This is a genomic window from Demequina oxidasica (genome assembly GCF_000975115.1).
Taxonomy (GTDB): Bacteria; Actinomycetota; Actinomycetes; order Actinomycetales; family Demequinaceae; genus Demequina; species Demequina oxidasica.
In genome coordinates this window covers 305090-326894 of the sequence record NZ_BBRE01000001.1, presented here as the reverse complement: position 1 = coordinate 326894, position 21805 = coordinate 305090, and the positions used below count along the sequence as shown (strand labels likewise).

General features: G+C 65.2%; 24 protein-coding genes. 2 read left to right on the top strand and 22 right to left on the bottom strand.

Features of this window, described 5'->3' with window-relative positions; translation table 11 throughout:
• Positions 1-85: 85 nt before the first annotated feature.
• From AOP77_RS01500 to AOP77_RS01445, 13 genes are all read right to left on the bottom strand, one after another.
• The gene (locus tag AOP77_RS01500) at positions 86-1030 is read right to left on the bottom strand and encodes a choline kinase family protein (RefSeq protein WP_062208423.1); all 945 of its coding nucleotides are present in this window, start codon (positions 1028-1030) and stop codon (positions 86-88) included.
• The gene (locus AOP77_RS01495; protein ID WP_062208420.1) at positions 1027-1959 is read right to left on the bottom strand and encodes a hypothetical protein; all 933 of its coding nucleotides are present in this window, start codon (positions 1957-1959) and stop codon (positions 1027-1029) included. Before AOP77_RS01495 ends, AOP77_RS01500 begins: the two co-directional genes overlap by 4 nt.
• A complete protein-coding gene (locus AOP77_RS01490; protein WP_062208417.1) occupies positions 1956-3374 on the bottom strand; it encodes an amidase in 1419 nt (472 codons plus the stop codon). The genes AOP77_RS01495 and AOP77_RS01490 overlap by 4 nt, the downstream gene beginning before the upstream one ends.
• Positions 3371-4066, bottom strand: coding sequence for an HAD family hydrolase (locus AOP77_RS01485; protein WP_062208414.1), 696 nt, complete (start codon positions 4064-4066; stop codon positions 3371-3373). Before AOP77_RS01485 ends, AOP77_RS01490 begins: the two co-directional genes overlap by 4 nt.
• Positions 4063-5421, bottom strand: a complete 1359-nt coding sequence (locus AOP77_RS01480; RefSeq protein WP_062208411.1) for an aspartate aminotransferase family protein — start codon at positions 5419-5421, stop codon at positions 4063-4065. The genes AOP77_RS01485 and AOP77_RS01480 overlap by 4 nt, the downstream gene beginning before the upstream one ends.
• Before the next feature lie 40 nt (positions 5422-5461).
• Entirely contained in the window at positions 5462-6505 is a 1044-nt protein-coding gene (locus tag AOP77_RS01475) for an ABC transporter permease (RefSeq protein WP_084622119.1), read from the bottom strand.
• Positions 6502-7977 carry an ATP-binding cassette domain-containing protein gene (locus tag AOP77_RS01470; RefSeq protein WP_062208408.1) on the bottom strand — a complete coding sequence of 492 codons (1476 nt, stop codon included), beginning with the start codon at positions 7975-7977 and terminating at the stop codon, positions 6502-6504. Before AOP77_RS01470 ends, AOP77_RS01475 begins: the two co-directional genes overlap by 4 nt.
• A 55-nt stretch (positions 7978-8032) precedes the next feature.
• On the bottom strand, positions 8033-9031 hold the full coding sequence (locus tag AOP77_RS01465) for a sugar ABC transporter substrate-binding protein (RefSeq protein WP_062208406.1): 999 nt from the start codon (positions 9029-9031) through the stop codon (positions 8033-8035).
• 163 nt (positions 9032-9194) lie between these two features.
• Positions 9195-9968 (bottom strand): GntR family transcriptional regulator, encoded by a 774-nt coding sequence (locus AOP77_RS01460; protein WP_062208403.1) that lies wholly within the window; start codon positions 9966-9968, stop codon positions 9195-9197.
• A gap of 145 nt (positions 9969-10113) precedes the next feature.
• Positions 10114-11940, bottom strand: a complete 1827-nt coding sequence (locus AOP77_RS01455; protein ID WP_084622116.1) for a glycoside hydrolase family 6 protein — start codon at positions 11938-11940, stop codon at positions 10114-10116.
• 321 nt (positions 11941-12261) lie between these two features.
• Complete coding sequence (locus AOP77_RS01450) at positions 12262-12492, bottom strand: TM2 domain-containing protein (protein WP_062208400.1); 231 nt, start codon at positions 12490-12492, stop codon at positions 12262-12264.
• Positions 12493-12501: 9 nt separating this feature from the next.
• Positions 12502-12630: a DUF8730 family Cys-rich protein gene (locus AOP77_RS12565; RefSeq protein ID WP_269078413.1), complete on the bottom strand. Its 129-nt coding sequence runs from the start codon at positions 12628-12630 to the stop codon at positions 12502-12504.
• Positions 12631-12686: 56 nt separating this feature from the next.
• A complete protein-coding gene (locus AOP77_RS01445) occupies positions 12687-12986 on the bottom strand; it encodes a hypothetical protein (RefSeq protein ID WP_062208397.1) in 300 nt (99 codons plus the stop codon).
• Between the two features lie 48 nt (positions 12987-13034).
• Here AOP77_RS01445 and AOP77_RS01440 point away from each other — a divergent pair, with 48 nt between their 5' ends.
• Positions 13035-13418 (top strand): ribonuclease E inhibitor RraB, encoded by a 384-nt coding sequence (locus tag AOP77_RS01440; protein ID WP_062208394.1) that lies wholly within the window; start codon positions 13035-13037, stop codon positions 13416-13418.
• Between the two features lie 3 nt (positions 13419-13421).
• On the top strand, positions 13422-13679 hold the full coding sequence (locus tag AOP77_RS01435) for a hypothetical protein (RefSeq protein ID WP_062208391.1): 258 nt from the start codon (positions 13422-13424) through the stop codon (positions 13677-13679).
• Here AOP77_RS01435 and AOP77_RS01430 read toward each other — a convergent pair.
• The 9 genes from AOP77_RS01430 to AOP77_RS01390 form a co-directional block, all read right to left on the bottom strand.
• Entirely contained in the window at positions 13676-15076 is a 1401-nt protein-coding gene (locus AOP77_RS01430) for an MFS transporter (protein WP_062208388.1), read from the bottom strand. The two genes, AOP77_RS01435 and AOP77_RS01430, sit on opposite strands and share 4 nt — an antisense overlap.
• Before the next feature lie 75 nt (positions 15077-15151).
• A complete protein-coding gene (locus tag AOP77_RS01425) occupies positions 15152-15367 on the bottom strand; it encodes a type II toxin-antitoxin system VapB family antitoxin (protein ID WP_062208385.1) in 216 nt (71 codons plus the stop codon).
• A gap of 118 nt (positions 15368-15485) precedes the next feature.
• A complete protein-coding gene (locus tag AOP77_RS01420) occupies positions 15486-16241 on the bottom strand; it encodes an SDR family NAD(P)-dependent oxidoreductase (RefSeq protein WP_062208382.1) in 756 nt (251 codons plus the stop codon).
• A gap of 37 nt (positions 16242-16278) precedes the next feature.
• Positions 16279-17379 carry a sugar kinase gene (locus AOP77_RS01415; RefSeq protein WP_062208379.1) on the bottom strand — a complete coding sequence of 367 codons (1101 nt, stop codon included), beginning with the start codon at positions 17377-17379 and terminating at the stop codon, positions 16279-16281.
• A gap of 38 nt (positions 17380-17417) precedes the next feature.
• The gene (eda, locus tag AOP77_RS01410; protein WP_062208376.1) at positions 17418-18041 is read right to left on the bottom strand and encodes a bifunctional 4-hydroxy-2-oxoglutarate aldolase/2-dehydro-3-deoxy-phosphogluconate aldolase; all 624 of its coding nucleotides are present in this window, start codon (positions 18039-18041) and stop codon (positions 17418-17420) included.
• Between the two features lie 58 nt (positions 18042-18099).
• A complete protein-coding gene (locus AOP77_RS01405; protein WP_062208373.1) occupies positions 18100-18855 on the bottom strand; it encodes an SDR family oxidoreductase in 756 nt (251 codons plus the stop codon).
• Positions 18852-19895, bottom strand: a complete 1044-nt coding sequence (locus tag AOP77_RS01400; protein WP_062208370.1) for a zinc-dependent alcohol dehydrogenase — start codon at positions 19893-19895, stop codon at positions 18852-18854. Before AOP77_RS01400 ends, AOP77_RS01405 begins: the two co-directional genes overlap by 4 nt.
• A 1-nt stretch (position 19896) precedes the next feature.
• Positions 19897-20910: a C-terminal binding protein gene (locus tag AOP77_RS01395; protein WP_062208367.1), complete on the bottom strand. Its 1014-nt coding sequence runs from the start codon at positions 20908-20910 to the stop codon at positions 19897-19899.
• Between the two features lie 73 nt (positions 20911-20983).
• Entirely contained in the window at positions 20984-21772 is a 789-nt protein-coding gene (locus tag AOP77_RS01390; RefSeq protein WP_062208364.1) for an SDR family oxidoreductase, read from the bottom strand.
• Positions 21773-21805: the final 33 nt, after the last annotated feature.

Sequence of the window (21805 nt, the reverse complement as noted above, 5' to 3'; positions counted from 1 at the left end):
GTCCCTTCGAGCGGGTGACGGGGTCTGGTCCTCCTTGGACTCTAGTCAACCAAACTCGTGAACGTGGCGGCCACGCCCGGACGCGCTACAGCTGCTTCATCGCCCACGCCGCCCGGTCCGACTTCAGCCAGTGGTGTGCCGGCGCCAGCATTCCGGCACCGTACTTGTCGTAGTCGAAGTCCACGTCCCGCACGGCCGCGTTGTACAGGCCCCAAAGCCCCCACTTCACAGCGGCGCCAATCCCGGAAAGATGGATGCGGGCCAGCTCGCCGGGATTCGGTTCAGTGCCCAGATACGCGCTGATCAGCCCGTGCTCGACGCTCTGCGGGTAGCCGAACAGGGTCAGGATGCCGCCGATCTCGTAGTACCGATCCGTATTCGCTGCATAGTCGTAGTCGATCAACTTGAGGTCCCCGTCTGGACCGAACATGTAATTGGGTGGGTTGAAGTCGTTGTGGCCGGGAACCAGGTCGAGACCGGCGTCCACGTATGCGGCCTGGACTGTGTCCCAACGGTCGAGAACCTCACGCTGATACGGCTCCAACGTCACGCTGGCTCCCTCAAGCTGCCCTCGGTGCTCGTCGATCATGTCGAATACTGTCTTGGTCGTGGACAACAGCGGGCCTGCATGCAGGCGTCGGTAGAGATCGAAGATCTCGGAGACGCGATCGAGATCTGCGAAGTCGGCCGCTCCCGCACTTCGGTACCCGTCGAGGAAGCGCGTAGCCTGCACCCCCGAGGTGGCGTCGTAGTACAGCAGTTCCGGTCCCACTCCCTGTTCGGCGGCGCAGCGGGTCGCCTCGGTGGAGACATCCCAGTTGATGAAGGCGCGTGTTCCCGGTCCGGGAACTTTGAGGAAGACGACTCCGTCAGCGGTGTGCGCAAAATAGTTGACGTTGGTGATGCCGTCGTCGACCCGATCGAGGCGGATTGGCCCGAAGGGCCAGCCGGGTAGATTCGCAAGTTCGCTTGCTAGCGCCTGAGGTTCCAGCGCGGACATGTCGGTGATGTCGAAAGTTGCGGGTGTCATTTCCATCCCTTTTGGGCCGTCGTGAGCAGTGTGTCGAGGTCGTCCGCGCCCACGCTAAAGGTGAGCTTCCAGCCGCGTCTCAGCGCGTACATCGAGTAGCCCGCATCCGGATCCGACCCGTGGGCGACAATCGAGACCAGCGCGGCACGCAGGTCTGCAACGATGCTCCACAGGACCGCGCGCGCGAAGGCGCCAGGGTGGTCGTCGTCCCATAGGGCTCCGAACGCGTCCTCGGCGGTAGCGCAATAGGGGGCGAGACCCGCGAGTGCAGCGCCCACGTCTGCGAGAGGATCGGCGATTCCCGCCGCGGTGCCACCGGTTAGCAGTACCGCGCCGTCGGGACCGAGTTGAATGTCTGAGATTTCGCTCGACATCCAGCACGGCGACGGAGCGGGACCATCGGCGAGTGCCGCAGAGAGGCGAGGCAGCAGCGCGAAAGCCTCGGCGACCCCGCCGCTGGGAAGGCCGTCGCCTGGCACCGTGCCTCCCGTCGCATCGGCAACAAGGGCGCCGAGGAGGCTGACTTCAGCGAGCATGTCGCGAACCGGAAGCGTCGCCTCGGAGGTTCGAAAACGCATGCGGGCCCGGCCGAATGAGGCGAGGACCTCAGGATTCTTGAGTCGCAGGCTGGTGGCCACCCGCCATCGGTCGCCGAGGTGCTCCTCGATGGTGGATCCCGACGAAGCGTCGTACACCAGGACTCGCGGGCCCACGCCAACCTCCGCGGCCGCGACGCGTGCTGATCCAGCGTCGCAGGACAGGACTGGCACGAGGTCCCGGGGCGCCTTGCGTAGTGCGCGCTCACCGGAATCTAGCGTGGCCTCGCTGATGTGGTGATCGGATCCTTGCCAGCTGAGAGGGGCGACGCCGGGGATGTCGGTCCAGGTCGCAGTGTCCCAGGCTACGGACAAGGTGGGAGTGGTTGTCATTGCTGGTTCTCCTGGGTGGCTAGGGCGAAGGGGTACTGGAGATCGAAACCGCGTGTCGACTCCAACGCGGCCATCACGGAGAGCACTCCGGCGTCGTTGAAACGGTGGCCGCCTACCTGGACGCTGATGGGCATACCCGATGCGGACATCGCCACGGGAACGGTGCCAGCGGGCAGGTGGGTGAGGTTGAAAGCCGCGGTGAACGCCATGTGGTTGACGGCGTGGCCGTCCACGACGGGCTGCTCGAGCTCGGCAGCGTAGGACACGACGGGGGACGCCGGCGATAAGACGTAGTCGAATGCCTGCAGCCGCCCCGCGATCCCAGCGCGGGAGGCCTCGAGCTTCTTCTCGTTGGTGATGTGCTCCATCGCCGTCGTGTCGCGGTTCCCGAGGAGGCTCTCTCGCAACCCCGCCGGGATGCTCTTCCACTGGTCCTCGGGAACTCGCAGGAGTTCGGGCAGACCCCGAGTCATGAGCACCTCGGACATGATCGCCCAATCGTCCACCCCGGAAATGGGCTCGGCCACGCGCGTCACGGTGGCGCCGAGAGACTCGAGAATCGCGGCCTGCTGGTCCACCACCGCCAGAATCTCAGGGTCGACCGGCACGGGACCGGGCATGGTCGTAAATACGCCGACGCTGACGCCCGCAAGCGAAGTGACCGGCGCCCCATCCCCGCTGAATCCGCCCGGTAGGCACAGGTGATCGCTAAGGTCGGGCTGGCCCACCACCCTGAGCAATGCCGCGGTGTCCGCGACCGTGCGGGCCATGGGCCCCGCGACGCCGATGAGCTTGGGAGGGTCGTAGGCCACCAGGCCCTGCGTGGGTTTGAGTCCCACCACTCCGCACATCGCCGCCGGCATGCGCACCGATCCGCCGGTGTCGGTGCCGATGGCGAGGGGTCCTGCACCAATGGCGAGCAAGGCGCCCGCTCCTGAACTGGAGCCAGCCGGGTTGCAGGTCGGGTCCCACGGGTTACGTATGATCCCGAATTGAGAGCTGATCCCGGAGCCGATCAACCCAAAATCCGGCATGGTGGTCTTGACGAACGGCACCGCGCCAGCTTCTAGGAGTCGGCGCACGGGAGCTCCGTTGTGGACCGACGGTGGGAGGCTATCGGCGAGAGAACTGCCGTGCCAGCGTTTGTGTCCCACTAGGGGGAAAGAATCCTTGACCGACACGGGGACTCCGTCGAGGTCGCTGAGCGGAGCGTTGGCGGCCCACCGGGCGGCGCTCGCGGCGGCGAACTCTAGCGCCTCTTCCTGCTTTATCGACGCGACCGCGTTGTAGGCCGATTGGCCCAATTCTGCTGCCGCGAGCGCCGCGTACGTCGCGTCCACCGGAGTGAAGTCGCCGGTCGTGTAACCCGTGCGAAGCTGGGCGGCGGTCAGGCGGGTGAGATCTAGTGGATTCATACTGTCTCCTCGTGCTGATAGTACGAATGATGCGAGTGGATGGACGCGAGGTCGGTGTAGGTGATCGCGTCGAGGTCGGGGCGGACCGCGTCGGCCAGCTTCGAGGTGGGTCCGCGTAGCGGCACCGCGACCACGGTCGCGCCAGCCGCGGCCCCGGAGGCAGCCCCTGGCAATGAGTCTTCGAGCACCACGCAGTCGCGGGGTTCAACGCCGAGTCTCTTCGCTGCCAGCAGGTACACGTCGGGGGAGGGCTTTCCCTCAGCGACCTCGTCGCCGGCGATGGTGACGGCGAACTCGAAGCCGTTGAGCTCATCGGCGATTGCCGTGAGCACCGGCGTCACAAGCTGCCGGTACGACATTGTGGCGAGGGCCTGGGGCACTCCTCTCGACGCGAGGTCGGCCATCAGCTCGAGGGCGCCGGCGCGGAACGGAACGTGCTCGTTCAGCTGTGCGCCCACGCGGTCGCTGAGTTCCGAGACAATTCTTGCGTCGCTGTAGGGCACGCCGAGGCTACGCATTGCGTCCGCCGTGTGACCCATATTCGCGCCGATCAACGAAGTGGCGACTTCGGGATCCAGGGACGCTCCGTGAACCGCCAACATACTGACCACCGCCTCGCCCCAAGCGGGCTCGCTGTCGATGATTGTCCCGTCCATATCCCACAGTACGGCGGCAATGTTTCGCGAAATCATGCGTTTCCCGCGGCGGCAATAGTGTCCGCAAAGTGATCGGAGAAGAGCGCGACCTCGCGAGTGCCGAAAACCAGCGGCGGGCGTATCTTGAGAACGTTGTTGCCGGCGCCGGCCACGGAGATTAGCACTCCGCGGTCGCGTAGATCGTTCACGATCGCCAGCGCGCGGCCGCCGTCGGGAGACTTCGAGTCGCGGTCCTTGACGATCTCGACCCCGATGTACAGTCCGCTCCCGCGCACGTCCCCCACGAACGCGGCGTCGGCCGTGATCGTGGAAATCGCGTCACGGAGGCTGGCGCCCACGGTCGCGACCTGCGACTGAAGGCCGGTGTCATGGATGAAGGACAGGACCGCGTTGGCGGCCGCGATTGAGACGGAGTTGCCGCCGAACGTGTTGAAGTACGGCACCTCGGTTCCGAACCTATCCAAGATTTCGGTGCGGCCCACGAGTGCGGCGACCGGAATGCCGTTGCCCATGGGTTTGCCCATGGACACCAGGTCCGCCTCGACGCCGTGACGTTCGAAGCCCCAAAAGGTGTCGCCGGTACGACCAAACCCGGGCTGGACCTCGTCGGCGATGAAGAGCGCACCGAACTCGTGGCACACCTCGATCGCCTGCCGCAGGTAGCCGACTGGATTGGGGAAGATCCCGTCAGACGAGAAGATCGAGTCCGCCAGGAAGGCCGCGGGCTTGATTCCGTGTGCGAGGAGGTCCTCGAAGGACTCCCGCACCTGGGTGGCGAACCAAGCGCCCATGTCGTCCGTGTCGACGCGGTAGGTATCGGGTGCGGCGATGACCCGTACCGACGGGTCCTCGGGGAAGCCGCCGGAGATGGCGGGCGAGACTCGACTGAGCAACTCGGTGGTGCCGTGGTAGGCCTCCGCGGTCACCACGAGTCCTTCGCCTCCCGTCCATAGCCGGGCCACCCGGATCGCCAGATCGTTCGCCTCCGAACCCGAGTTGGTGTACATCACGCTGTTCAGGTACTCGGGGAAGGTGGCGAGGAGCTGTTCCGAGTGCTCGACGATGCCGTCTTGGAGGTAGCGGGTGTGGGTATTGAGTTTGCCCATCTGTAGCCTGACGGCGTCGATCACTCGCTGATTGGCGTGGCCCACACTTGCCACGTTGTTGTAGGCGTCAAGGTAGCGGGTGCCATCCGGAGTAAAGAGATAGCATCCCTCGGCGCGGTCTGCGTGCACCGGCGTGCGGTAGAAGAGTCGGTAACTCGTCCCGAGGGTGGCCATCCGGCGCCGGATGAGCGCCTGTTCGTTGTTGGGCAGCAGTCCCAGGTTCGTGGCCTGGAAGCTGTTGCCGTCCATGATTGACGACAACGAGCGCGTGGGTGTGGTGTTCATCGGCAGGGGTTCTCCTGGGAGTTGAGTGAGAGTGGGTCGGCTAGGCGCTGGTGCGCTCGGTCGCGGTCGCGGTCGCGTTGCCGGGTGGCGGTGTCGTGGACGGATCGTCTTCCTGCTTCGCGACGTTGACCCAGGCAGACTTAAGGACCCTCTGGATCGACTTGTCGAAGGAGACTGCCGCGATCAGGGTCAGGCCGACCATGATGGTTTGCACAAACTGGCTGACGCCCAGGATGACGAGCCCGTTGCGCAGGGCGCCGACGAACAGCACACCGGCGAGGACCCCGGACAGGCGTCCCTGGCCGCCCTCGAAGGCGATACCGCCAAGTAGCACGACCGTCAGTACGGAAAATTCGAGGCCGTTGCCCAGGCTTGGAGAGGCCGCCTGGAGCTTCCAGGACATCAGTGTTCCGGCTACAGATGCTGCAATTCCGGTGAAGACGAAGAGGCGGATACGCACCCACTTGACGTTGATTCCCATGAGAAATGCTGCGCGGGCATTGCCTCCCGTCGCGAGCACCGCTCGGCCGAAGGGCTTGCGGTTGAGGATCCACCAGCCCACCGAGAAGACTGCGATGAGGACCAGCATTGGCGTCGAAATGACGCCGAACAGTTGGAACGACGAGATGGTCTTGGTGGCCGACGGAAGGTCGGTGATGCTGCGGCCCTCGGCGATGAGTAGCGCGAGGCCTCCCCACACGCTGAGCGTGCCGAGGGTGACGACGAGAGGATTGAGTCCCGCCATCTCGACGAGCATCCCATTGATGACGCCGGCGATGACGCCGACGGCGAGCGCCACCAGCGTGCCCAGCAACAGGTTGCCCGTGGTGCTAGAGACGATGCCTCCCGATACCGCGGCGAGCGACGCGATTGAACCCACTGAAAGGTCCACGGACCCGGACATGACCAGGAAGGTCATGGGGATCGCGATGATTCCGATCTCAGCCATGGACAGCACCACGGTCTCGAGGTTGCTGGGTTGCAGAAAACGTGGGCTGAGGAACGTCAGGGTGGTGACGAGGACGAGCAGCACCACGACGGTGCCGTTGCTTGCTAGCAGGATCTTGAACTTGTCGGAGGTCATGCCGCCAACTCCTTCTTCTTAGGGATGAGGTCCAGCAGGCACTGGAGCAGATCGGAATCAAAGTGAGGCGAGCGAGCCACCTCCTGGCACTGACCGCTGGAGAGCACGTAACTGCGGTCGCACATGGTGGCGATCTCGTCGCTCTCCGCGCTCGCGACGATCACGCACGTGCCCGCCTCGGTGGCAGCGCGAATAGCGCGACGAATGTCTGCCTTGGCCCCGACGTCGACGCCCTGGGTTGGCTGGGCGAGGAGCAGCACCTTGGGGGCGACGGGCCGCATCCACGCGGCAATCAGGTGCTTCTGGCGGTTGCCGCCGGAGAACGCCGCGATGGGGGAGGAGCCTCCCGGGCCGTGAATATTGAGCTCGCTGCGGACTTGATCGTAGAGGCGGGCCCTGCCGCGGCGATTCTCCGCGACCAGGCGACCGCCGATGCGTCTGCCGCGCCATGGTCCGTACATGTTGTCGATGGCGCTCATGGTCGGGACCAGGCCGTCCTTGTCGCGGTCCGCTGCGACGGGATGAACCCCCGCCTTGATGGCCGCGGAGGGAGAGGCCGGGGCGTAGTCGCGACCATCGACCTGGCAGTCCACGCTGCCCCCGCGGCCGGTCAACGCCTCGAGCAACGCGAACTGGTCTCCGGAGGCGACTCCGAAGAGGCCTACCACTTCGCCGCAGTAGAACTGCATGCGATGCGGCTTGACGATGTTGACCATGATCTCGCCGCGGCTCGAGGGGACGAACTCCTCGTCCTCGAGTCCCGGCGCCAGGGCTCTGGCGAGCTCCCTGGTAGAAAGGCCAGCGACGGGCATCTCGGCGGCAATCGCGCCGTTGGACAGGATGACCACGCGCTCGCAGACGTCCACGATGTCGGGAAGTCGATGAGACACGTAGACGACCGTGGTGCCCTTGGCGGAGACCGACCGAATCAGGGCGTGTAGTGCGTCGGTCTCCGACTGGCCCAGGGCCGCGGTTGGTTCGTCCAGAAGGAGAACCTTCATGTTTCCGATGAGCAGTCCGCGCGAGATGTCGATGATCTGGCGCTGGCCTAGCGACAACACCCCCACGATGGTGTCGAGGTCTAAGTGGCTTCCGCCCACCTCATCGAGCGCCTGACGCGCGGCCTTACGCTCGGCCACGGAACGCCCGGTGGTCGCGCGGCCGATGTACAGGTTGTCGATCACGCTGAGGTTGTCCGCGAGGGCGGGGGATTGGTGCACCACGGTGATGCCGTGAGCGTGGGCGTCAGCGGGAGCGGAAAGATCCACTGCTTGTCCGTCGATGAATATTTTGCCGGCGGTGGCGTGCACGGCGCCGGTGGCGACGTTGAGCATCGTGGACTTACCGGCGCCGTTGTGGCCGAGCAGACCGACTATCTCGCCGGGGGCGAAGTGTGACGTGACGTGATTGAGTGCGCGAGTGGTGCCGAAGTCGACGGTGACGGAGTCAAAGGTGAGCCGTGCAGCAGTCATGGTGGTGCCTTTCCGTTCCGAGCGGGTGGGGTCCGGGGACCCCACCCGCGATGGATTATTCGGCGACGTAGAACTCGTCGGCGTTTTCGGCGGTGACGAACACGCTGGGTACCGAGACGTCCGCGACGGCCACGCCTTCGGCGGCGTCGATCAGCAGCTTGGCGTTGGCCTCGGCGAGCGCCTGGGCGGGCACGACGATCGACGTGCGGTAGATCGAGTTGGGGATCTTGATGAGGTCGAGGACCTCATTGGTCGCGTCGCGAGAGGCGACGTAGTAGTCGGGGTCGTCGACCGCGACGCCCGTGTCAAGAAGTGCCTGGTAAACGCCGAGCATGGAATCGTTCGAGGCGCCAAGCCAGACGCGAGTGTCGGGGTCCGCGGTGAGCTGGCTATTTGTAAGGTTGTAGCCCTCCTCGCGAGTGGTCGCCGCGAGTTCCGTGATCTCGGCGTTCGGCATGACCGAGACGAATCCCTCGGCGAGTCCGTCCATTGCGAGCGCGCCGAACTCTTCGTCTCGCGTACCGAAGGTCGCCACGGTGACTGTCGCGTCAGCGCCGGCGGACTCGGCTGTTTCCTCCGCCGCGCTGACGCCAAGGTCATAACCGCCCTGATAGGAGTCGACGATCGTGGCCGCAGCGACGCCGTCCCACGTGAGGAGGTACCCCAGGACGGGGACCCCAGCCTCGGTCGCTACCTCGGTGACGGGAACCATGGAGTCGGTGGACACGGGGTAACCCATGATCGCCTTGACGTCGCCACGGTTGACCCATGCCTGCCACGATGCAACCTGACGGTTGATGTCGAACTGGGGGTCATCGGTTAGGAACTCATACCCGGCGTCCTCGATGATCGGTCGCATGATCTCGAGCTGGTCGTTCCAGATTTGGATCTCGGAAGTGGCGAAACCCATGGCGAGGGCACCCATGGGCTCGTCGTTGGAAGCGCTGGAGGCGCTCGGATCGGAGGACTCGGAGGAACTACTGCATGCCGCGAGGGCGAGTGCCGCGACTGCGGCGGTGAGGCCCGTCGCGAGGCGTTGGGTGTGCTTTTTCATTGCGTCTCCATCTGTTTGGCCCGTTTGGGGGACACGGGCGAGACCCAGGAAGTCTCTGCAGTGAAGACTCGCACCCAACCATTTCTGGTTTGGCTGGTCGCGCGTAACAAGGATGTAAATCTCCCGCGGGAGCCGGGCGAGGGCCGCGGAGATTGTCCCCGAGCTAGGGGATGCGTGTGGTGCTGACGCTGAGGCGAGTGCGGTCGGCTCTGAAGAGGTCGACAGACACTTCCACAGGTGCGCCGTCCGAATCGCGTCCGATGCGCCGTAGCGCGAGCAACGGCGACCACGGCTTGACTTTCAGCAGGGCGGCTACCTGGCGCGGCGCGTGTGTAACCTCGATCGACTCTTCGGTGGTCAGGATGGAGATGCCGTACTCGTCACTCAGCAGTGAGTACAGCGCCAGCACCGGGCTGTGGTCGAGGAGATCGGGGAACCGCTCGCGATTCAGGTACATGCGCTCCAGCGACAGCGGTTCCGAATCGGCTAGTCGCAGACGTAGCAGTGAGATCGCGGGCGCGCCAGTGGGGATTCCCAGTGGCTCCGCGATATTCTCAGGTGCGGGTTCAGTGGTCTCCGACACGATGCGGGTCTCGGAGGCAAAGCCTTGCTCAGCAAGCATCTGCGGCACGCCCTTGACGGACGTGAGGTCGCGAGTGACTTTGCGCGAGTGGCTATCGAAAAGTAAGGGCGGGACCGGCGCAGATTGGACCGTCTCGGTGATGAAAGCGCCGCCGGCGCGTCCCTGAACCCTGATGATTCGGCTCTGCTTTTCGAGCCGCGCGAGCGCGGTACGGACCTGGTTTCGCGACACCTTGAAGCGCGCCGCCAGCTCGCGTTCTGGAGGGAGTTTCTCGATCCCCTGAGACGTCAGATCCGTGACTAGAACGTTGATGCGCGCGATGAAATTGTCGAAGTCGTAGGGCCGATTCGTCATGTCCGCCTTCTGGCTGGGTGCTGGACGTGACTATATCCCTCGCGTGTTGCGGCGTGGTTTCGACCTCCTGGCAGCCGGTAAGCGCAACGCAAAGAGGGACCCGGCTCACCCCGTGCCGGGTCCCTCTTTCTCTATCTACTGTGCGCTAGCTCGTGCAGCTCACTGCACCCGCTGCCGGGGCAGTGCCTGATCCAACGAAGCCGTACTCCATGGACTGGCCCGCACTGAGCGAGCCGTTCCAGGAGGCGTTCGTCACCGTGTAGGGCGACGAGGTCCCCGACACGTTGCCCGACCACAGTTGTCCAATTGAGGAGCCTGCGGGCAGGGTGAGCGTCGTCGACCATGTGTTGATGCTCGCGGAGCCAGCGGTCACCTTGACGGAGGCCTGGAAGCCGCCCGGCCATGAGTTGCCAACGCTGATGACCGCCGTGCACGCGCCACCCGGTTCAGGGGTGACAGAGGGCTCGGGGTCCGGCGTGACCGAGGGGTCCGGGTCGGGAGTGACCGAGGGGTCGGGATCAGGAGTCACTGACGGGTCGGGATCCGGAGTGGGGGACGGGTCGGGCCCGGTTCCCTCATCGCCAATCGCGGGGTACGCGTTCTGGACCAACTCAATGAACTGTGCCTCGAACCACTTGCCGGACAGTGGGGCGTTAGCCTTTGCGCCAGTAAGCAGGCCACTCAACTTGGGGGAGTTGAACGTCGGGTCGCACATGCGGTCCAGCGCCTTGCCCTCGTCGTTGGGGATCTCAACCGAGGAGCCATCGGACTCGCCCGGAGGCTTGATCCACACGAACGCGTCGAGGTGCGAGTCCGGGAAGCCGGGGGGTGAGGCCTGTGGGCGCTCACCGATTCCTGCTCCTTCGGGGTTGCACCATGCGCCGCGGTGGTTGCGCTGGTCGACACGCGATTCGTTGACGAACGTGTTGAGGTCCGTGCTAGTTGACGCTGCGGTGGGTCGGTTCTCTCCGCCCCAGCCGTTGCGGCTGGTGTCGATCAGCATGCCTACCGTCGTGGGGAATCCCTCGGCGACGAGTTTGCCGTAGAGGTCCTCGGTCCAGTCGATCTCGTCGAAGTCGAAGTTCCACTCGTAGAAGTCGGCGGATCGCACCTGGTACTGGTCACCGGGGAGCGTGGTGGTCGCATCGGGAAGATACGGCTCCACCAGCGGCGTGGTGTTGGCAGTATTGGTGACGAACCCATCGATCGAGTCGAATCCGTCGATGGTGTCCTTCGCGATGTCAGCAAACAACTTCGCGGTGGGACCCGAGTTGCTGTCCCAGCCCAACCAACCGCTGTGCGCTGCGTCCACGTAGGTGTACACCCCGGGGATCGCGTGCAACTTGTCGAGCGCGTACGTCACGCCTTCCTTGTAGTACGGCGCGGACTGCTGGCATGCGGGATGCGATGCGTTCGTCACCAGGTTAGGAAGCGAGTCCGGCTCGACGGTTGCGGAGACGCGCAGAGACTCGTACTGAGGCTCTGCGAGCATGTCCGTAATCACGTCGATGTAGTCCTCCTTGTAGCGGGTCATGCCGGCCGGGGTGGCGGGCAATTCACCGTTGGAGGCGAGCGCGTAGCAGTCACGACCGGGAAGGTCGTAGATGACGAGGTTGAAGACGATCGGCACCCCCGCCAGCTTCTGCTCGAGGGCGGCGTCCAGGTGATAGCGCAGGCCGGGGCCATCTGCGTTGCCCTCGATCGCGCCGATCCTGTCCATCCACACCGCCGTCGGCTGTTCCGACACGGCGAGCATGGCGTCGGCGAGATCGCCTGATTGCCGTGACGCAGCATCGACCACGGTGGCCGACCAGTTGGGGTTGACGTATTGCGTAGCGCCGGCATACGGGTTGTCGACGTGTGGAGCGGGTGCGGCGCTCGCGGCCGGGATGGCCACGACGGCCCCCGCGGTGACGATCGCGCCAGCCGCTATCAGGCTGGTGATTCCTCTGGTTCTTGCTGTATTTTTCACAGATGCCTCCCGGGCATATGTGGCGCGTCTTTGCGCCACTCAGAACCTGGTCGGGGGCGCAAACCAGAGTGGTTGGCGTCGACCAGATTATTGCTGATTTTCTGTGACTGCCAACGCCCTCCTCAATGAGGCTCGCGGTCGATGCCGACGCTATCAAAACGTTTCGAGCGCCGCAACAAATAGCGCCCGATGGGTGTTTTAGCAGGGGCGACGAATCTTGGGAGGGGTGCTAAGGGGCTCCCGCAATCGTAACGATTCGAAGAGAAGGGGCCCGCCCGCTCATTGCGGTGCGGGCCCTGGTCGAGCGACTCGAGGCGGGTGCTATCCGATGCCCACGGCGCGCTGAGCGTTCACTTCGCGTAGCTGACCGGGGATGGTGAAAAGGTCGATGATCCACATGATGCCGAACACTCCGCCGGTCAGCAGGTAGAGGATTCCGCGGCCAATCTTGCCCATGTAGAACTGATGGATGCCGAGCAGTCCAAAGAAGAACCACAGCACGTAGGTGACGCCCATCGACTTGGGCGGAAGGACGGCCTGCACGTAGGTCATCGCCATTCCCTAAGCGTCAACGCGTTCGCACGCGCAACGGTCCTGCTCGGCGACACCCTCGAGCGCCTCTTCGATGTGGAGGCCGCAGCCCTTCCAGGTGGTCTTGCCGCAGGTGTCGCAGTTGGCGGGGGAACACATAGGTGGATCCTTCACTCGTGGGGGCTGTTGTATACGTGGCCCCAGTCTAAACGGGACTACTTGGTGCGCTCGTCGTGGATGATGTCGAGCTTGGCACCCAGGATCTCCTGATTGTGCCCCACGCGTCGCAGCGCCTCGAAGCCCATGACGATGGGCAGGAACATGATTCCACTCAGCGCGAAGCCTCCAAGCGACCACATCCATGAGAACACGAGAGAGCCGTCGTCTCGCGTGTCGCCCAGGACTAGTCCTGCGACCAGGCCAAAGATAACAGCGGCGATGAGCGCCCAGAAGATGGCGGCGGTGAAGAAAGTGCCAACGGGGCGCAGCGGGGCGGTGGGGGATGGGCGTGTCATGAGGCAACTCTGGCACAGTCGATGCTCGTTGAGGGTTAGCGTGGGCACATGGGATTGTTCTCTTCATCGAAGAAGCGTGTTGAGCCTCACGGGTTATTCAAGGACGACGCCGAGCAGTTGGCGCGCCTCGAGTTCCGCGGGGTGGACATCACGGCGCCACGCGAGAGCGAGTTTGCCGTCTGCTTCAAGACACAAGCGACGGCCGATGCTGCGGCGGATTCCCTGCGCACGGATCGCGTGCGCCACGAGGTGGTTCTGCCCAGTCACGACGTCCCCGAGTGGACCATCATGCTGAACTCCAGAAATCAGCCGCTGGTGCCCGACTTCCTGCGCGAGCGCGTGGACCTGTGCATCGCTCTCGCCGATGCTCACAAGGGAGAGTACGAGGGTTGGGTTGCCCTGCTGACCGACGACGAGAAGGACGCCATCTAGCCCATGATCATCAACGAGGTCCTCATCGTCGTCGTCGTGGCTGTCGCCTCGTGGTGGCTGGTGCGCTCCATCGCTCACCTGCGCGACCCGGACATCGGCCGCAACGGTCGGCTGGATGTGGAGGCCTCGGCCCTGTTGCTGGTGCTCGGGATTTCGGGCGTGGCGCTGAGTTTCAACCTGGCGGTGCAGATCCTGGGAGGGGTTGCGCTCCTGGTGGGGTTGGGCGCGGGGTATGCGTTGGTGCGGCGTCGCTCGAGTTAGGTGGCGTCTGAGCCCTCGGGCGCGGTGGGGTTCCTGATTCCTAGCCACGACACCACGCCTCCCAGCGCGAGCAACACCGCCGTCACGACCATCGCGTGATGGAAGCCGGCGAGGTCCAGCTGCCCGCCTACGATGGTCCCGATCAACGCGATCGCCACGAGCCCCGCGATGCGGCTCACGGCGTTGTTCACGGCCGACGCGATGCCCGAGCGCTCGGTGTCGATCGCCCCCAGGATGGCGGAGGTCAGCGGGGACACGGTGGCGGTCAGGCCCAATCCGAATACGACGATTCCCGGCAGCACCTGCCACCAGTAATTGAAGTCGGTGTCCACCGCGAGCATCAACAGGGCACCCGCCGCCATCGCGATGGGTCCCGCGGTCATGAAGATGCGCGGTCCTAGTCGCCCGGCCAGGCCCCCCACGCGCGAGCTCAGCGCGATCATAATCACGGTGATGGGAAGGCTCGCCAAGCCCGCAGCCGTAGCCGAGAGCCCGGCCTGTTCCTGCAGGTAAACCGCCAGAACGAAGCCGTTGAGCGAAAGCGCGCCGTAGACCAGGAACGTAGAAAGGTTCCCCCACGCAAAGTTGCGCGCCTTGAATAAATCCAGCGGCATCATCGGCCGCTTGACGACTGCCTGACGCCAGATGAAGGCGACGAACGCCGCGACGCCGATGGCCGCCGGCAGCCATATCTGCGCCGATCCCCAGCCGTAGAGGGGCTCCTCGATCAGGGCGTAGACCATGCCACCCAGACCCACCGCGCACAGGATGGCGCTGATGGCGTCGATGTGCGCGCCGGTCACGCGGACATCCTTTTGGGTGAGGCGGGTGAGTAGCCACAGCGTGGCGGCGATGGGCAGCACGTTGATGAGGAATGCGAAGCGCCACGACGCGAAGTCCACGAACAGCCCGCCGATGACGGGGCCAATGATCATCGCGCCGGCGGTCATGCCGGTCCAGGTGCCGATCGCGCGGGACTGTGCGGCACCGCGAAAGTTGGTCATGATGAGCGCGAGGCTTGAGGGGACAAGCAATGCTCCCGCCGCGCCTTGGAGGAGGCGGGCGACGATGAGCACCTCGGCGCTAGGGGCGAGGGCGACCGCCAGGGACGTGATGCCGAACCCCGCGAGCCCAATCTTGATCACGCGCAGGCGGCCGTAGGTGTCGGACACCGAGCCCGCGACCAGGATCAGGCTGCCGAGCGTGAGCAGGTAGGCGTCCACTACCCACTGTTGCGTGGATATACCGCCGCCGAATTCCTCGAGAATTGCGGGCAACGCGACGTTGACGATGGTGCCGTCAAGGAATGACACAAAGGACGCGATGATCGCGATCCACAGGACTATCTTCTGTTCGCGGGTGGCCTTGTCCGGGGCGGCCGATGCTGGGGTGGGCACGTTCTCAGGGTACGGCCGATGCCTCAGGCGCGTTGATGCTCGGATACTCCTCGAACGCGGTGAACTCTATTGCCGCTACGCGGGCTGACGCTCGGTGGGCCATTCGACCTCGAGGACGCGGGCGCGAACACGCGAGTTGCGGCGCTCGCGGTAGGAGGTGCCTTGGGCGTCGAGTGCGGCAAGAGCCTTGAGGACGGCGGCCTCGACGGCGAGTTCTTCCGAGTGGCCGGTGCGCGCGGCGAGCGCGCGGATGAGCTCGATGGTCTCTGGGTCCCGAATCTCGATGGTCATGCTCTCAGTTTACGCCTGGCCAGGGGATAGCGATACGGAGGAATCACGCGCGGTGCGAAACGCAAAAACCGGCTGGCGGGCGTGAGCCCACCAGCCGGTCAATGCCTTTGATCTGGGGTTAGCGGAACCAGTTGCCGCCGTTGATGTCCATGACAATGCCGGTGACGAACGACCCGCCTGGTGAGACGAGGTAGGCCACGGCGTTGGCGATGTCATCGGGCTGACCGGCTCGTCCTAACGGGGTGCCGGCGACCGCGGCCTGCTGTCCCGCCTCAGGGGTGAAGGTGGCGTGGAATGGCGTGCCGCCAATGAATCCGGGTGCGATGACATTCACGTTGATGTTGCGCGGTCCGAGTTCCTTGGCGAGGCCGCGAGTGAAGCCTTCGAGTGCCGACTTTGATGCCGCGTACGCGACGGCACCGGGGCCGCCACCGTTTTCCGCGGCCTGCGAGCCGATGGTGACGATGCTGCCACCGTCGGGCATCTGCTGAAGCACCGCACGAGTCACGCGAAAGGTGCTCGTCAGGTTCACGTCGACCACGGCAAACCAATGCTCGTCGGTCATCTCTGCGAGCTTCTGGCGCCCCACAAGGCCGCCGGCGTTGTTGACCAGCAGGTCAATGGGGCCGCCAAGGGCCTCGGTGGCTGCGGCAAGGACGCTGTCGACCTCGCCCTGGTCGATGGCGTTGAGCGCGAGAGCCACAGACTTGCGTCCCATGGCCTGGATCTCTTCTGCGACCGGCGTGCCGTCGTTCGAGCGGTAGGTGAGGGCAACATCGGCGCCCGCCTGGGCAAGAGCGATGGCGGTGGCGCGGCCAATGCCGGTGCCACCTCCGGTGACGAGGGCGCGTCGGCCCGTCAGGTCGTTCGTCATACGTACCTCCATAGTGGTGTGGTTGGTTGTGGTTGAGTTAGCGGTCAACGCGGGCTCCGCCGCCGCCGGCCAGCTTGAGAACGTCTGCGGTGGTGACCATGGTGGTGTCGCCCGGAGTGGTCATGGCCAGGGCCCCGTGTGCCGCGCCGTATTCCAGGGCGGTCGCCAGCGGCTGGCCGTCGAGTAGACCGTAGATGAGGCCGGACGCGAACGAGTCGCCACCGCCTACGCGGTCCATGATCTCCAGGCGCTCGCGGTGAGTGGACTGCACCAGGCCGGTCTCCTTGGACCACGCGAGTGCGCCCCAATCGTTGATGGTGGCGGTGTGCACGGTGCGCATGGTGGTGGCGATGACCTGGAAGTTGGGGAACGTTTCCGCAGCAGAGTCGATCATCTTGGCAAAGCCGTCGACGGCCAGCTCGGAGAGATCCTCGTCCACGCCCTCCACAGCAAACCCGAGGCTGGCGGTGAAGTCCTCCTCGTTGCCAATCATGACGTCCACGTAGGGCGCGATGGCCCGGTTGACCTCTTGGGCCTTGGCCTGGCCGCCGATGGACTTCCACAGCGACGGGCGGTAGTTGAGGTCGTAGGACACGACGGTGCCGTGCTTGCGAGCTGCCTTGACGGCTGCGAGCACAGTCTCAGCGGATGTCTCTGAAAGAGCGGCGAAGATGCCACCTGTGTGGAGCCAGCGCACGCCGAGATCACCAAAAAGATGATCCCAGTCCACGTCGTCAGCCTTGAGCTGAGACGCGGCAGTGATTCCGCGGTCGGACACGCCCACGGCGCCACGCACGCCAAAGCCGCGCTCGGTGAAGTTGAGGCCGTTGCGTACCTCGCGTCCAATGCCGTCGTAGGGAACCCACTTGATGAAGTCGGTGTCTACGCCACCCTGAATGATGAGGTCCTCGACCAGGCGGCCGATCTCGTTGTCCGCCAAGGACGTCACCACGGCACCCCGGAGGCCAAAGGCGCGACGCAGTCCACGAGTGACGTTGTACTCACCGCCGCCCTCCCAGGCACGGAACGAGCGGGCGGTACGGATGCGACCCTCGCCGGGATCGAGGCGAAGCATAACCTCGCCCAGGGAGACCGCGTCATAGCGGCATTCAGAGGCGGGGCGAATGGTGAGGCTCATGGTTACTCCTGGTGGGCTGTGGTCGTGAGGTGTGGGTGTCAGGCGTTGAGAAGGGAGACGGCATCGGCCGTCAGGCGAGTGATCTCTGCGAAGTTGCCGTCGCGCACCGTTGCGCGAGGGACCATCCACGAACCGCCCACGGCAACCACCTCGGGAATCGCAAGGTACTCGTGAAGGTTCGTGGGACCGATTCCGCCGGTAGGCACAAACGTCACACCGTGAAACGGGGCGGCGAGAGCGGCGATGGCGGGTGCACCTCCGGAGGTGCCCGCGGGGAAGAACTTCACTGTGGTGAGTCCCATTTCCAAGGCTGCCTGCACCTCCGTGGCTGACACGGCGCCGGGTAGCGCGAGCACACCGAGTTCCTGGCAACGTTCCACGACAGGGCGGCTCAGGCCGGGTGAGACGATGTAGCTGGCGCCGGCCGAGACGGCGAAGTCCACCTGGGCGGCGGTCAGCACGGTGCCTGCCCCCACCAGCATGTCTCCACGTGCACTCATGGCACGGATGGACTCCTCGGCGGCATCGGTACGGAAGGTCACTTCCGCGACGGGGAGGCCTCCGGCGACCAGGGCGGCGGCAAGGGGGTCTGCATCGGCGGCATCGTCCAGAACAACTACGGGGACGAGCCGTGCGGCGCTGAGTCGGGCGAGGGTGTTCATGGTGTGGCTCCTACGTGAGGGAAAAGAGTGAGGGGTGGGGTGAAGGGAAGTGGGGCGGCTAGCGGGCGAGCCATCCACCGTCGACGGCAAGAACCTGGCCATGGATATAGGCCGATGCGGGGGAGGCCAGGAACACGACGACGTTGCCAATGTCCTCGGGCTCGCCCCAGCGGCCGGCGGGGATGCGGACGGACAGTTGCTCCAAGCGGACGGGGTCAGCGAGAAGTGCGGTGTTCATCTCGGTCGCCATGTAGCCCGGCGCGACCGCGTTGACGTTGACGCCCTTGCCGGACCACTCGTTGCACAGGGCCTTGGTGAGCTGAGCCACCGCGCCCTTGCTGGCGGCGTAGGCCGGGACTGTCAGCCCGCCCTGGAAGGACAACAGTGAGGCAAGGTTAACGATGCTTCCATGGCCGCGTTTCAGCATCGGTGCACCAAAGATCTGGCACAGCTGGAAGACGGAACGGAGGTTGACGTCCATGACGCGGTCAAACGATTCGAGCGGAAATTCCACGGCGGGGTGGCGCTCCTGGGTCCCCGCGTTGTTCACCAAGATGTCCACTTGGTGCTCGGCGAGCACCGTGGCAGAGACTGACGCGAGCGCATCGCTGTCGCCGATGTCCACGGAGTAGAAGTCCAGGCGCCTTGAGCGCTCGGATGCGTAGTCCACCAGGTCCTGAGGGAGGTCGCGACGGCCGTAAACGATGACGTCCGCGCCCGCGTCGAGCATGGCCCTGGTGATGCCGGCGCCTAGGCCGCGCCCGCCACCCGTGATGAGGGCGGTACGTCCGGTCAAGTCGAATGCGGTGCTCATGCCGTGGCCTCTCCGGGAAGGGGGGAAACCAGAACCTTGAGGCAGTCCTGGCCCGATGTTGCTGCGTCGAAAGCTGCGCTGATCTGGTCCAAACTGAATGTCTTGGTGGGGAACTTCTCAAGCCCCAGTGCTCCCGAGGAGATGAGTTCGATCGCGCGAGTCACGTTTTCGGTGGTGTACACCCGCACGCCGGCCATGGTCTGCTCCTTGAAGCACACGGCCTGGAGATCAATGGGGGCGGGGGACTTGTAAACACCCACGACGACGATGCGTCCCAGGACTCGGGTGACCTCGGTCAGTTGGGCGGCGACGCTGGGGTGGGCGGCCGTGTCGAACGTGGTGTCGGCACCTTCGCCGTCCGTCAGCGGCGCGAGAGTCTCCGCCATGGTGGATCCCTCTGGGACCACGGTGAAGCCCATGGCCTCGGCTACCGAGCGGCGCCAGGGGCTGGGTTCGGTGATGACGACCTGGCCGGCGCCCTCGTGGCGTGCGACAAGGGCGGTGAGGACTCCGATGGGGCCAGCCCCGTACACGGCGACGGTGTCGCCCTGCTCCATGCCGGACAGCGCTACGGCGTGAACGGCGACGGCGAGTGGCTCGGCGAGTGAGGCGGTGCGGGGGTCGACTCCTGCGGGGACCTCGTGCAAGACCTCGGGGGGCAAAGCCACGTACTCGGCCATGCCGCCAGGAGTGTCGATGCCGTACAGGCCGAGCCTGCGGCACACGTGAGCGTTGCCGTCACGGCAGGACTTGCAGTCGCCGCAGGACAGCAGCGGCTCAACCACGACGAGGGCACCGGCGGCGGGACCGGAGGCCCCAGCCTGCTCGACCCAGCCGGACATCTCGTGTCCCATGACCAGCGGGGCCTGGGCGCGGGGATGCTTGCCGTGGAAGATGGACAGGTCGGTGCCGCAGATGCCATTGAAGGCCATGCGAACCAGTGCCCAACCCTCGGGAATCGCAGGCAGGGGAACCCGCTGTGTCTCCACCGCATCGGCGCCCTTCCAGATGGCCGCAGTCATGTCGTTCTGGGGGGTCATGTCAGGCTCCTGTCTGGGTGGCGTTCACGAGAAACTCTGCGTTGCGTCCGGGGGCCCCGAGTACCTCCGGATTGACGATGTTGCGAGGAGTGCGGCCGGCGCACACCTCCACGACGTTCTCTGCCGTGCGGTGCTTGAGCTCCGCGTACGATTCCTCGGAATACCAGGCAAGGTGCGGCGTGAGGACCACAGAGTCAAACTCGGTCAGCGGGTGGCCGATGGGTACCGGCTCTTCCTCGTGGACGTCAATAGCCGCACCCTGAATCTGGCCATCGCGAAGGGCCTCGACGAGCGCCTCCGTGTCCGCTACACCGCCGCGACTGGTATTCACCAGGATCGCGTCCGAGCGCATCTTGGCGAATTGCTCGGTGCTGATCATGCTGCGGGTCTGATCCGTCAGGGGGGTGTGTAGTGACACCACCTGGGACCGCTCAAGGAGCTCGTCGAGGCTTACTGACCGCACGCCGTGGAACGTGTCCGCCGCCGGGTCAGCGCGAACGTCGTAACCGATGACCTCGTAGCCAAGCCCCGCGGCCTTGCGGGCGGTGGCGGCTCCGATGAGGCCCAGCCCGATCACGCCAAAGACGCGGTCGCGGGTCTGGTAGAGCGGTCGGACGGCGACCAGATCAAAGTTGCCGGCACGGACGCCACGGTCAAGACGGGGGATGCCACGCGCGGCGGCCAGCGCCATTGCGATCGCGTGGTCAGAGACGGCCTCGGTGCCGTAGTCGGGCACATTGCACACGGCGATGCCGCGCGCGGTCGCCGCGGGGACGTCGACGGAGTCAATGCCCACGCCATAGCGGCCGATGACTTTGAGGTCGGGTAGTCCGTCCATCACCTCGGCGGTGATCTGCGCGTACTGCACCAGGATTCCCTGGGCGCCCGCTGCGTTGGCGATAACCTCAGCGGTGTTCTGGGACTGGGTGATGACGAGCTTGGCCTGAGCGGCGTCGGTCACGGAGAGTTCGAGGTCGAACGCGTCGTGGTCGCACTCGGTGATGACAATCTTCATGGAAGTCCTTTCTGATTCGTTGAAGGCAGCGGGCCGCAGAACAGCATTGCCCCGCACCCGGGAAGTGGCGGTGCTAGCGAGCGAGCCAGCCGCCATCGACGGGCAACGTGGCCCCGTGGATATAGGAGGCGGCTGGGGAGCACAGGAAGAGCACGGCGCCCGCGATGTCGGTGGCGTCCGCCCAGCGACCCGCGGGGATGCGGTCCAAGATTGACTGGCTGCGCACGGGGTCCTCCCGCAGGGCAAGCGTGTTGGCAGTCGCGACGTACCCGGGGGCGACCGCGTTGACGTTCACGCCGCCCGCGGCCCACTCGTTTGCCAGGGCCTTGGTGAGGCCGGCAATGGCTGACTTGGAAGAGGTGTAGCCGGGGACGTTGATTCCGCCCTGGAAGCTCAGCATGGAGGCGGTGTTGACGATCTTGCCAGCGCCGCGCTCCAGCATGGCTCGACCTACCTCGCAGGAGAGTACAAAAGCGGTGCGGAGGTTCACGTCCATGACGTGATCAAAGTCTTCGTCGCTGTGGTCAGCGGCGGGGGAGCGGCGGATAGTGCCGCCATTGTTTACCAGGATATCTACCTCGCGATCGGCGAGGTCTGCGGCGAGTGCGGCGACCTGCTCGCGCGACGAGAAGTCGCAGCGCAGCGGGGTGAAGACGCGGCACTGCTCCTCGACGGCAGTGCGCGCGTCGCTGTCGCCTTCGGGCATGCTGTGGCTGACTGCAATCACGTCGGCGCCGGCAGAGGCGAGAGCTTGCGCGATCGCGAGGCCGATGCCCTGGCTTGCGCCGGTGACGACCGCGGTGGAGCCCTCAAGCCCCAGTAGCCGGTGGGTGTAGTCGGCTGGCGTCGTGACTGCAGTCATTGTGGTGTTCCTTACAGATGGATGTGGAGGCGG